The sequence below is a fragment of the Pseudomonas sp. G34 genome, assembly GCF_031119625.1.
Lineage (GTDB): Bacteria > Pseudomonadota > Gammaproteobacteria > Pseudomonadales > Pseudomonadaceae > Aquipseudomonas.
Genome location: NZ_JAVHZV010000006.1, coordinates 20,529 through 32,323 on the forward strand (window position 1 = coordinate 20,529; position 11,795 = coordinate 32,323).

Below are 11,795 nucleotides of genomic sequence, written 5' to 3' on the forward strand. Positions count from 1 at the left end.
CTTCGCTTCGACCCCTGCGGTGCGCTGAGTTCAACCTATCTCTACGCGCTTGCCGCGCGGCAGCCAGACGCTGAACAGCGAGCCCTGGCCCAGGCTGCTCTGCACCTCTATATGGCCGCCATGGGCCTTGACGATCTGGTCGGAGATGAACAACCCAAGACCCAGGCCGGCCACCGACTCGCTGCCCACCGCACGCTCGAACTGCTGGAAGATGCGGTGCTGGTTTTCCAGGGAGATACCGATACCGTGGTCGCGCACGTCGATGCGCACCCCGTCCTCCACCGCCCGCGCGCGCACTTCGATGGGTCGCCCGGCGCCGTAGCGCAGGGCGTTGCTGAGCAGGTTGCTGATCACCTGCTCGATGCGGAATTGATCCCAGCTGCCGCGCAGCCCTTCATCGCTGTCGAGCTGCAGATCGCAGCCGGCCACGGTCATCTGCTGGGCGAAGTTCTCGGCGACGTTGCGCACGGTCTGCGCCAGGTCGAACTCCACCGGGCGGATCGACAGTTTGCCGGTGCGGATGCGTGACACGTCGAGCATGTCCTCGATCAACCGGATCAGGCTGTGGATCTGCCGCTCGTCGCGGTCGAACATGGCGCCGAGCTTGTCCTCGCTGAAGGCGGTGAGGTTGCCCTTGGCCAGGTGCATCTTGCGCAGCTGGGTGTCGAGGATCAGCCCGTTGAGCGGCGTGCGCAGCTCGTGGGAGACGATGGACATGAAGTCGTCGCGCATGCGTACCGCGTGCTGCAGTTCGCCCTGGGTCGAGCGCAGTTCGGCCAGCAAGGCGTCCTGCTCCTGGCGCGCGCGCTCGAGCGCTTCGAGCTGCTGGGCCATGACCTTGCGCTGCCGATAGAGGTCGACGAACACCGCCACCTTGCTCTGCACCGCCTGGATATCCAGCGGCTTGTAGAGAAAGTCCACGGCGCCGCTCTCGTAGCCCTTGAAGGCGTAGTTCATCTCGCGCCCGGCAGCACTGACGAACACGATCGGGATGTGCTTGGTCTTCTCGGTGCCGCGCATCAGCTCGGCCAGCTCGAAGCCGTTCATGCCGGGCATCTGCACGTCGAGAATGGCCAGGGCGAACTCGTGCTCGAGCAGCAGCACCAAGGCGTCATCGGCGCACTGCGCCTTGAACACTTCGCGACCGTCACAGCGGATCAATGCCTCCAGCGCCAGCAGGTTCTCCGGCAGGTCATCGACGATCAACAGTTTGCATCCGGTGCTACTCAACATGGGCGTGAGTCCAGTTCGGCGAGCAATGCGAGGATGCCCCGCACAGTAAGAATGTAATCGGGTTGGTGCAGTGCCAGGGCCGCTTCGGGCATGGTCGCAACCTGTGCCTCCTGCGGATCCTGTACCACGGTCACTCCGCCCCGCTGTTTTATTGTGTACAGCCCGGCTGCGCCATCCTGGTTGGCGCCGGTCAGCAATATGCCCATGACCGCTGCACCATAGGCATCGGCCGCCGACTCGAACAGATAGTCGATCGAGGGCCGGGAAAAATGCACCGGTTCCTCGCGGCTGTAGGAAAAGCTGTGATCGGCCTCGATGCACAGGTGGTAGCCCGGCGCCGCGAAGTACAGCGTGCCCGGCTGCAGCGCTTCCTTGTCCTGCGCCTCCTTGACCCGCAGCGCCAGGCGGCGGGCGAACAGATCCGGCAACAGGCTTGGCCGGCCATCAGGCAGGTGCAGCACCACCACCAGCGGTAAACCGTAGCCTGTCGGCAGCCCTTCGAACAGGCCGAGCAGCGCTTCCACGCCACCTGCCGAGGCGCCGACCACGACGACCTCGGGTTTGTGGGCGGGCCTGCTCATAACTTGCGAAACACTCGTTCCTGCCGATTCACCGCCTCGAAACGCCCGGCATAGGCCGAGAAATCCAGGCTTTCCTTGCTGCCCAGGCCCAGGAAGGCGCGGTGCCCGAGGGACTCGTGGAACAGCCCGAAGGCGCGATCCTGCAGGGTCTTGTTGAAGTAGATCAACACATTGCGACAGGAGATGAACTGGGTTTCCGAGAACACGCTGTCGGTAGCCAGGCTGTGGTCGGCGAAGGTCACGTTGGCGCACAGAAAGCGCTCGAACAGCGCGCCGTCGTAGGCCGCCGTGTAGTAGTCGGCCAGCGAGCCCTTGCCGCCGGCGCGCTGATAGTTCTCGCTGTACAGGCGCATGTTGTCGATCGGGAAAATGCCGCGCTTGGCCTTTTCCAGCGAGTGCGGGTTGATGTCGGTGGCATAGATGATCGAGCGTTCCAGCAAGCCCTCCTCGTGCAGCAGGATAGCCAGCGAATACACCTCTTCACCGGTGCTGCAGCCAGCCACCCACAACTTGAGCGACGGGTAGGTACGCAGGAACGGCACCACCTCCTGGCGCAGCGCCAGGAAGTAGCTCGGGTCGCGGAACATCTCGCTGACCGGAATGGTCAGGAACTGCAGCAACTGCATGAACGCCGCCGGCTCATGGATGATCCGCGCCTGCAGCTCGGAGATGCTCGCGCAGTCGAACTGGCGCATGGCGTGCACGATCCGCCGCTTCAGTGAAGAGCCGGAGTAGTCGCGGAAATCGTAGCTGTACTGCAGGTAGATCGCCTCGATCAGCAGCCGCAGCTCGATATCCTGCGTACGGTCGGACATGTCAGATGCGCTCCAGCTTCGGCAGCCACACGCGGATCAGCGAGAACAGCCGGTCCAGGTCGATGGGCTTGGCCAGGTAGTCGTTGGCACCGGCCTTCATGCACAGGTCCTGATCGTCCTTCATGGCCTTGGCGGTTACCGCGATGATCGGCAGCTTGCGCCAGCGCGGGTTCTCGCGGATGCGCCGGGTCGCTTCGTAGCCGTCCATCTCCGGCATCATCACGTCCATCAGCACCAGGTCGATATCGGCCACCGCCTCGAGCTTGTCGATGGCTTCGCGGCCGTTGCGCGCGATCTCGACCTGGGCGCCCTTGTGCTCCAGGGCGCTGGTGAGGGCGAAGATATTGCGCACGTCGTCATCGACCAGCAGCAGGCGACGCCCCTCGAACACCCGATCGCGGCTGCGCGCGGTCTTGAGCATGCTCTGCCGCTCGGTGGACAGCTCCGACTCGACCATGTGCAGGAACAGCGTCACTTCGTCGAGCAGGCGCTCGGGCGAGCGCGCGCCCTTGATGATGATCGAGCGCGAGTACTTGAGCAGCTCGGCTTCCTCGGCGCGGGTCAGGTTGCGGCCGGTATAGACGATCACCGGCGGGAAGCAGCGAATCTCCTCGCTGCCCATGCGCGCCAGCAACTCGTCGCCCTGCATGTCCGGCAGCTTCAGGTCGATGATCATGCAGTCGAAGATGTGGTGACGCAGTTGCTCGAGCGCCTGTTCGCCGAACTCGACGGCAACGATCTCGATGTCGTCGTCGCCGATCAGCCGGGCGATGCTGTCGCGCTGCAGCTTGTCGTCCTCGACCACCAGCACGCGGCGCATCTTCTGGGTCAGGCGCTCTTCGAGCTTGCGGAACACACCCTTGAGCTGGTCGCGGGTGGCCGGCTTCAGTGCATAGCCAACGGCGCCCATGTGCAGGGCGGCCTCGGCCATGTCCTCGACGGAAATCACGTGCACCGGGATGTGCCGGGTGGCGGGGTTTTCCTTGAGACGCTGCAGCACCGACAGACCGGAGCCGTCCGGCAGGCGCATGTCCAGCAGAATGGCATCGGGGTGGTGCGAGCTGGCCAGTTCCAGGCCGTCTTCGGCACTGTGGCCGACCAGGCAGCGGTAATCCAGCTCGTGGGCCAGGTCATAGAGGATATGGGCGAACTGCGGCTCGTCCTCGATCACCAGCACGCAGCGCCCGCCCAATACCGACATGCCGCGGTCGTCGGCAAAGGTCGGCACGTTGCGCGCCACGTCACTCGGCGCTGGCTGCGCCACGGCAGGTGCTGCGCTGCGCACCACTGCCGGCAGCGGCTCGGCAGCCGGCAGCGCGCCGTCTTCCTCGCCCGGTGAGTAGGTCAGCGGCAGCACCAGGGTGAATACGCTGCCCTCGCCCGGGGTGCTGGAAACGCTGATCGAGCCGCCCAGCAACGCGGCCAGGTCGCGGGAAATCGACAGGCCCAGGCCGGTGCCGCCGAAGCGCCGGTTGGTGGTGCCATCGGCCTGGCGGAACGCTTCGAAGATGTATTCCTGCTGCTCCTTGGCGATGCCGATGCCGCTGTCGCGCACGGCGAACGCCACACCGCCGTCGACCCGGCTGACGCTGAGGCTGACCTGTCCCTGCTCGGTGAACTTGATGGCATTGGACAGCAGGTTCTTGAGGATCTGCTCGACACGCAGGCGGTCGGTATACAGCGCGCGCGGCACGTCGTCGGCGACCTCGACGCTGAAGCCCAGCTGCTTTTCACCGGCCACCGGCTGGAAGGTGGTGTCCAGGCTCTGCGCCAGGCGCACCACGTTGGTGTTCTCCGGGCGCAGGTCGAGCTTGCCGGCCTCGACCTTGGAAATGTCGAGGATGTCGTTGATCAGGTTGAGCAGGTCGTTGCCGGCCGAATAGATCGAATCGGCGAACTTCACCTGCTCGGCATCCAGGTTGCCCTTGGCGTTGTCGGCCAGCAGCTTGGCGAGAATCAGCGAGCTGTTGAGCGGCGTGCGCAGCTCGTGGGACATGTTGGCGAGGAATTCGGACTTGTAGCGGCTGGCGCGCTGCAGCTCCTCGGCGCGCTCCTCGAGTTGCTGCTGGGCCTCGCGCAGGGCGATGTTGCGATCATCCAGGGCATCGCGCTGCATCGACAACTGCTCGTTGCTCTGCTCCAGCTCCGCCTGCTGGGTTTCCAGGTGTGCCTGGGACTCCTTGAGCGCCCGCGACTGCTCCTCGAGCTCCTCGTTGGCGGTCTTCAGCTCTTCCTGCTGAACCTGCAGTTCTTCGTTGAGCTGTTGGGTCTCGGCGAGGATTTCCTGCAGGCGATGACGGTAGCGGGCGGCCTCGACCGAGGCGCCGATGTTCGGCGCGACCTGCTCGAGAAACTCGCCATCGCGCTCGCCCAGCGGGCGCAGGAAGCCCAGTTCGATCACGCCATTGACGTCGCCATCGTTGCTGATCGGCAGCAGGGCCACCACCAGGGGCGCGCCATCGCCCAGGCCGGAGCTGACCTTCAGGTAGTCGGCCGGCAGCTGGTCGAGGATCAGCAGGCGGCGATCATGGGCCACCTGGCCGACCAGGCCTTCGGCGCGGTAGAACGACTGCTCGGTATTCTCCTGTTCGCGGCTGAACCCATAGGTCGCCACGCGGCGCAGATTGCCATGTTCCTCGCGCACGTACAGGGCGCCCACCACCGTACCCAGATGGCTGGCCAGGAACTCCAGCATGTTGCGGCCCAGCACCGGCAGCGCCTGCTGGCCGATCAGCCGCTCGGCCATCTGGGTCTGGCCGTTACGCAGCCAGGCCTGGGCCTGCAGGCGCTCGTTGTGCTCGTCCTGCTTCTTGAGAATGGCGCCATAGGTGTCCGTCAGGCGCATCAGTTCACGGCGCCCGAAAATCGCCAGGGCACCGCTGAACAGCAGGGTGAACAGCAGGAACAGGCCGATGGTGATGGTCGCGGTGTTGCTGGCCGTGTCGTTGCGCTCCTTGCGCAGGCGCTGCTCCTGGGCGATGAAGTCGGCGTACTCGGCGCGGATGGCATCGGTCAGCTGCTTGCCGCGGCCGTCACGCACCGGGTCGATATAGTTGCCGCCATCGCGCTTGGCGGCGATGGCGGCCTGTGCGAAGGCCGTCCACTCATCCTGCAGCGCCGCGATGCTGCGCAGGCGATCGACCTGCGTCGGGTTGTCGGCCACCAATTCGTTGAGCGTTTCCATCTCGGCGCGTATGCGCGGCTTGGCGACTTCATACGGCTGCAGGAAGCGCACGTCGCCGGACAGCAAGTAGCCGCGAAAGCCGGTTTCCTGATCGATCGACAGCTTCAACCCTTCGCTGGCGTTGTTGAGCACCCGGTCGGTGTGCTGCACCCAGCCCAGCACATTGAGCAGGTAGCCGATCAGGGTCACGAAGAAGATCGCGCTGATCACCCCCACGCCAAGCGGCAAGGCGACGTTGCGCCGCAGAATGCGCTTGAAGCTGTTCTCGTCGATAGAACTGTTGGTCATCGCAGATCCCTGGCTGTGTGGCGGCAGATTATAGGTATGGTCATGTTGGCGAACGGCGGATAGTAATGCGCCGCCTGGCGTTAATCCAACGATCAGCACTCAGTCGTCCGCGCGCTTGGATCACGGCAGGTCGCCCAGGGTTCGAGTTATTTTTCATCACCATTGCCAGCAGGCTGCCGGTCACTCGCGGTAATCATTGCACGGGGCATTTTCAGCCGGGTGGCACGCTCTCGGTGCAGCCCATGCCGCAGATTCATGCCATGCTAGCCGACCTGCCGTTAACACGGCCCTGAAGCGCTCCCCGCCGGCAGGCCAACCGCCCACCGAGACGTTCTGTCGCTTCATCACCCCTTATCGAGGTAACGCCGTTGTCAGACCTAGCTCCAGGCGCATCAACCGCCGGCCAGCGCATCCTTCTCGTGGAAGACTCCGACGTGGTGCGCATGCTTACCGTGGAAGTGCTCGAAGAGCTCGATTACCGCGTGATCGAAGCGGGCGAAGCGCAGCAGGCGCTGCAGATCCTGCGTAGCGACGAGCCCATCGACCTGCTGATGACCGATATCGGCCTGCCAGGCATGAGCGGCCAGGAACTGGCCGCCGCCGCGCGCCAACTGCGCCCTGACCTCAAGGTGCTGTACGCCAGCGGTTACGCCGAAAGCATCGAGATCGACAAGAGCGAGCCGGCCAGCCGCACCGCGATCATCGGCAAGCCGTTTTCCCTCGATGCCCTGCGCGACAAGGTACAGGGCATGCTCGGCAACTGACACGCAAGGCCCCGGATCGGCCAAAAGGCCGACTGGCACTGGAATTGCGAAGCGGATATGAGTAGGGTGCGCGTCTTTTTCACCCTGCAGCCTGCTTGCCCCGCGTTTTGCGGCGTGGCGACAAGAGGCTGCGATGATGCGACACCCCTGCGACCGTGGCGGCAGTGAGCCAGCAACGACCTTGGCGCCCCCTGGTGCCTATGCTAGGTTTGCTGCCCACAGCCCTGCCGAACACGGATCCGATCCGCATAAGAATCAAGAGGACTGCTCGATGGCTGAGGCCGCGCCCGCGCTGGAAATCCGCAATCTGCACAAACGCTATGGCGACCTCGAAGTGCTCAAGGGCATTTCCCTCACGGCACGCGACGGTGACGTGATCTCCATTCTCGGCTCGTCCGGCTCGGGCAAGTCGACCTTTCTGCGCTGCGTCAACCTGCTGGAGAACCCCCATCAGGGCCAGATCATCGTGGCCGGCGAGGAACTCAAGCTCAAGGCGCAGAAGAACGGTGAACTGACGGCTGCCGACAACCGCCAGATCAACCGCCTGCGCAGCGAAATCGGTTTCGTGTTCCAGAACTTCAACCTCTGGCCGCACATGACCGTGCTGGACAACATCACCGAGGCGCCGCGCCGGGTGCTTGGCAAGAGCAAGGCCGAAGCCCGCGAGATCGCCGAAGCGCTGCTCGCCAAGGTCGGTATCGCCGACAAGCGCCACGCCTACCCCAACCAGCTCTCCGGCGGCCAGCAACAGCGTGCGGCGATTGCCCGCACCCTGGCCATGCAACCGAAGGTGATCCTGTTCGACGAGCCGACTTCGGCCCTCGACCCGGAAATGGTACAAGAAGTGCTTACTGTGATCCGCGCGCTCGCCGAGGAAGGCCGCACCATGCTGCTGGTGACCCACGAAATGAGCTTCGCTCGTCAGGTCTCCAGCCAGGTGGTGTTCCTGCACCAGGGTGTGGTGGAGGAACAGGGGACGCCCGACCAGGTGTTCGACAACCCGACGTCGGCGCGCTGCAAACAATTCATGTCCAGCAATCGTTAAACACGGAGCAATCACGCATGCATAGCTATAAGAAGATTCTGCTGGCAGCTGCCGCCACCCTGGCTTTCGGCACCAGTGCCGTCGCTGCTGACAAACTGAAGATCGGCACCGAAGGCGCCTACCCACCCTTCAACCTCATCGACGCCAGCGGCCAGGTCGGCGGCTTCGACGTGGAAATCGGCCAGGCCCTGTGCGCCAAGATGAAAGCCGAGTGCGAAGTGGTCACCTCCGACTGGGACGGCATCATCCCGGCCCTGAACGCCAAGAAGTTCGACTTTCTGATCGCCTCCATGTCGATCACCGAAGAGCGCCAGCAGGCGGTGGACTTCACCAACCCGTACTACACCAACAAGCTGCAGTTCATCGCGCCGAAAAGCGCTGACTTCAAGACTGACAAGGACAGCCTCAAGGGCAAGGTGATCGGTGCCCAGCGCGCGACCATCGCCGGTACCTGGCTGGAAGACAACATGGACGGCGTGGTGGACGTGAAGCTCTACGACACCCAGGAAAACGCCTACCTCGATCTGGCCTCCGGCCGCGTCGACGGCGTGCTGGCCGATACCTTCGTGAACTGGGAATGGCTCAAGAGCGACGCCGGCAAGGACTTCGAATTCAAGGGCGACCCGGTATTCGACAACGACAAGATCGGCATCGCCGTGCGCAAGGGTGATGCCCTGCGCGAGCGCCTGAACAAGGCCCTGGCCGAAATCGTTGCCGACGGCACCTACAAGAAGATCAACGACAAGTACTTCCCCTTCAGCATCTACTAAGCAGCCTGCCCGCGTCGCCCCTGGCGGCGCGGGCGCTTGAGTTTCCATGAATTTCGATCTTTCCGGATTCGGCCCGGCCCTGGCCGCCGGCACCCTGATGACCGTGCAGCTGGCGCTCAGCGCGCTGTGCGTCGGCCTGGTGCTTGGCCTGCTCGGCGCCTTCGCCAAGACCTCTCCGTACAAGCCGCTGCAATGGCTTGGCGGCACCTATTCGACCCTGGTTCGCGGTGTGCCCGAACTGCTCTGGGTACTGCTGATCTATTTCGGCACCGTGGGCATCATGCGCAGCCTGGCCGAGCTGCTCGGCGTCGAGAGCCTCGAGCTCTCCCCGTTCGCCGCCGGCGTCATCGCCCTGGGCCTGTGCTTTGGCGCTTACGCCACCGAAGTGTTTCGCGGCGCCATCCTGGCCATCCCCAAGGGCCACCGCGAAGCGGGCCAGGCCCTGGGCCTGTCCAAGGGGCGCATCCTGTGGCGCCTGGTGATGCCGCAGATGTGGCGCATCGCCCTGCCCGGCCTCGGCAACCTGTTCATGATCCTGATGAAGGACACCGCCCTGGTATCGGTCATCGGCCTCAACGAGCTGATGCGCCGCTCGCAGATCGCCGTGACCGCCAGCAAGGAGCCCTTCACCTTCTATATGGTCGCCGCGTTCATCTACCTGGGCCTGACCGTCATTGCCATGATTGGCCTGCACTTCCTCGAGAAGCGCGCCAGCCGCGGCTTCAAGCGGAGTGCGGCATGAACTGGGACGTCATCATCACCTGGCTGCCACGCCTGGCACAGGGCGCCCTGCTGACCATCGAGCTGGTCGCCGTGGCAGTCGTCACCGGCCTGATCCTGGCCATCCCCACCGGCATCGCCCGCGCCTCGCGGCACTGGTACGTGCGCGCCGTGCCCTACGGCTACATCTTCTTCTTCCGCGGCACGCCGCTGCTGGTGCAGCTGTTCCTGGTCTACTACGGCCTGGCGCAGTTCGACGCCGTGCGCCAGGGCCCGCTGTGGCCGTACCTGCGTGACCCGTACTGGTGCGCGGTGATCACCATGACCCTGCACACCACTGCCTACATCGCCGAGATTCTGCGTGGCGCCATCCAGGCGGTCCCGCCGGGCGAAATCGAGGCGGCGCGGGCACTGGGCATGTCGCGCGCCCAGGCCATGCTGCATATCGTGCTGCCACGGGCGGCGCGCATCGGCCTGCCGGCCTACAGCAACGAAGTGATCCTGATGCTCAAGGCCAGCGCCCTGGCCAGCACCGTGACCCTGCTGGAGCTGACCGGCATGGCGCGCACCATGAACGCGCGCACCTACCTGCCGGTCGAGGGCTTCTTTGCCGCCGGGGTGTTCTACCTGCTGATCACCTTCGTGCTGATCAACGCCTTCAAACTCCTGGAACGCTGGCTGCGCGTCGACGCCTGCCAGGGCCGCTAGGATGAGGACGGGGCGCAATCCCCGTCGCTGTTTCTCATGACCTCAGCCAAGTATCTCCTGCCGCTCAGTGGCGACGCCCTGCTCCAGCGCTTCCAGGCGTTGGACGCTTTTCTCGTCGCCAACCAGGCGCTGTGGAAACCGCGGCCCTTCACCCACCGGATACTGCCCTGGGAAAGCCAGCACCCCGAACTGGCTGCCTGGCTGCGCAGCCGCACCCTGGAGCAGGCCGAAGCCAGCCACAACCAGCCGACAGCGCTGCATGAGGCGCCAGCCCCTTTCCCCGAACTGGCCTTGCAGGCCGAGCACCTGAGCCAGGTCGGCGATCTGCCCCACAAGCCTTCAGCCGATCTGCCGCCGCGTTTCTCGGTGGACGTACCCGGGCGCAAATGGCAGCAGATACGTGCGTTCGGCGACAGCCTCAGCTTCGCCCAACCCGCGCAGCACTGGCTGGACTGGTGCGCCGGCAAGGGCCACCTCGGCCGCGTGCTCGCTCATGGCGGCCAACAACTGACCTGCCTGGAATACGACCCGGCCCTGGTAGCCAGCGGCGCGGCCCTGAGCCAGCGCCTGGGGATAAAGGCTCAACATATCGAGCAGGACGTGCTCGCCGAGGGCGCGGCCGCTCAGCTGCATGCCGAGCACAGCCCCGTCGCCCTGCATGCCTGCGGCGACCTGCACGTACGCCTGATGCAACTGGCCAGCGCCGCAGGCTGTCGCCAGCTGGCCATTGCGCCCTGCTGCTACAACCGCGTAGCAGCTGCCGACTACCAGCCGTTATCCACAGCCGCATATGGCTCGCCGCTGCGCCTCTCGCTCGACGATCTGGCCCTGCCCATGAGCGAAACGGTGACCGCCGGCAACCGCGTGCGCCAGCAGCGCGACCAGTCCATGGCCTGGCGCCTGGCCTTCGACCTGCTGCAGCGCGAACTACGCGGCGTGGACGCCTACCTGCCCACGCCTTCGCTGCCGCCCGCCTGGCTGAAGAAACCCTTCGCCGACTACTGCCGTGACCTTGCCGCACTCAAGCAACTGCCCGCTGTTGGCGAGCGCGACTGGCAGCGCCTGGAAGCAACCGGCTGGCAACGCCTGGCCGAGGTACGCAACCTGGAATTGCTGCGCGGCCTGTTCCGCCGCCCACTGGAACTCTGGCTGGTACTCGACCGCGCCCTGTACCTGCAGGAACAGGGCTATGGGGTACGCCTCGGCCTGTTCTGCGCGCCGCAGCTGACGCCGCGCAACCTGCTGCTGCTCGCCGAGCGCAGCTGAGTTGCACACACTATCTGTGGATAACTCTGTTCACAGAAGCTGATCAAACCACGCCAGCCCACTGCCTATAACGCGCCGGAAAACCTGATCATTTTTTAACCAGCCGTAAATCCTATATAAAACAGTCGCTTGCCAAAATCGTGAAGGGCTGGGTAGAAATTTTCTAAAAACCCTCCAGCTGCCCCGCCTTTGTGCATAAGCCCGCCCAGAGCGCCGGAAAAGAGCAGCAAAAAGCTGCCTTGCGCCGCTTTACTCATGCAAACGAATCGATATAATGGCGCCCCTCAAAAGCCGGTATAGCTCAGCTGGTAGAGCAACTGACTTGTAATCAGTAGGTCCCGGGTTCGACTCCTGGTGCCGGCACCATACAAAGAGAGGCCCACAGCGATGTGGGCCTTTTTTCTTTTCTACCCTGGGGTTA

At 64.4% G+C, this 11,795-nt stretch carries 11 protein-coding genes and 1 tRNA gene; 7 read left to right on the forward strand and 5 right to left on the reverse strand.

Translation table 11 applies throughout. From position 1 onward, the window contains the following. Positions 1 to 30: 30 nt before the first annotated feature. The 4 genes from QYS36_RS03230 to QYS36_RS03245 are packed head-to-tail and all read right to left on the reverse strand — an operon-like array spanning position 31 to position 6,101. Positions 31 to 1,233, reverse strand: a complete 1,203-nt coding sequence (locus QYS36_RS03230; RefSeq protein WP_308838132.1) for a hybrid sensor histidine kinase/response regulator — start codon at positions 1,231 to 1,233, stop codon at positions 31 to 33. Then, entirely contained in the window at positions 1,227 to 1,814 is a 588-nt protein-coding gene (locus tag QYS36_RS03235) for a chemotaxis protein CheB (protein ID WP_308838133.1), read from the reverse strand. Before QYS36_RS03235 ends, QYS36_RS03230 begins: the two co-directional genes overlap by 7 nt. Further along, positions 1,811 to 2,629: a CheR family methyltransferase gene (locus QYS36_RS03240; RefSeq protein WP_308838134.1), complete on the reverse strand. Its 819-nt coding sequence runs from the start codon at positions 2,627 to 2,629 to the stop codon at positions 1,811 to 1,813. The genes QYS36_RS03235 and QYS36_RS03240 overlap by 4 nt, the downstream gene beginning before the upstream one ends. A 1-nt stretch (position 2,630) precedes the next feature. After that, a complete protein-coding gene (locus tag QYS36_RS03245; protein WP_308838135.1) occupies positions 2,631 to 6,101 on the reverse strand; it encodes a response regulator in 3,471 nt (1,156 codons plus the stop codon). A 368-nt stretch (positions 6,102 to 6,469) separates the two neighbouring features. Between QYS36_RS03245 and QYS36_RS03250 the strand changes: the two genes are divergently transcribed. The 6 genes from QYS36_RS03250 to QYS36_RS03275 all read left to right on the forward strand — a co-directional run bounded on the left by QYS36_RS03250 (position 6,470) and on the right by QYS36_RS03275 (position 11,374). Further along, positions 6,470 to 6,865, forward strand: a complete 396-nt coding sequence (locus tag QYS36_RS03250; protein ID WP_374990412.1) for a response regulator — start codon at positions 6,470 to 6,472, stop codon at positions 6,863 to 6,865. A gap of 271 nt (positions 6,866 to 7,136) precedes the next feature. Next, positions 7,137 to 7,910, forward strand: coding sequence for an ABC transporter ATP-binding protein (locus QYS36_RS03255; RefSeq protein ID WP_308838136.1), 774 nt, complete (start codon positions 7,137 to 7,139; stop codon positions 7,908 to 7,910). Between the two features lie 17 nt (positions 7,911 to 7,927). Further along, complete coding sequence (locus tag QYS36_RS03260) at positions 7,928 to 8,680, forward strand: ABC transporter substrate-binding protein (protein WP_308838137.1); 753 nt, start codon at positions 7,928 to 7,930, stop codon at positions 8,678 to 8,680. Positions 8,681 to 8,726: 46 nt separating this feature from the next. Continuing rightward, positions 8,727 to 9,422, forward strand: coding sequence for an ABC transporter permease (locus tag QYS36_RS03265; RefSeq protein WP_308838138.1), 696 nt, complete (start codon positions 8,727 to 8,729; stop codon positions 9,420 to 9,422). After that, positions 9,419 to 10,108, forward strand: a complete 690-nt coding sequence (locus QYS36_RS03270) for an ABC transporter permease (protein WP_074881625.1) — start codon at positions 9,419 to 9,421, stop codon at positions 10,106 to 10,108. Before QYS36_RS03265 ends, QYS36_RS03270 begins: the two co-directional genes overlap by 4 nt. Before the next feature lie 36 nt (positions 10,109 to 10,144). Then, a complete protein-coding gene (locus QYS36_RS03275; protein WP_308838139.1) occupies positions 10,145 to 11,374 on the forward strand; it encodes a methyltransferase in 1,230 nt (409 codons plus the stop codon). 95 nt (positions 11,375 to 11,469) lie between these two features. Here the strand turns inward: QYS36_RS03275 and QYS36_RS03280 are convergent, their stop codons facing one another. After that, positions 11,470 to 11,631, reverse strand: a complete 162-nt coding sequence (locus tag QYS36_RS03280; protein ID WP_308838140.1) for a hypothetical protein — start codon at positions 11,629 to 11,631, stop codon at positions 11,470 to 11,472. Positions 11,632 to 11,664: 33 nt separating this feature from the next. Here QYS36_RS03280 and QYS36_RS03285 point away from each other — a divergent pair. Further along, a tRNA-Thr gene (locus QYS36_RS03285) sits at positions 11,665 to 11,740 on the forward strand. Positions 11,741 to 11,795 lie beyond the last annotated feature (55 nt).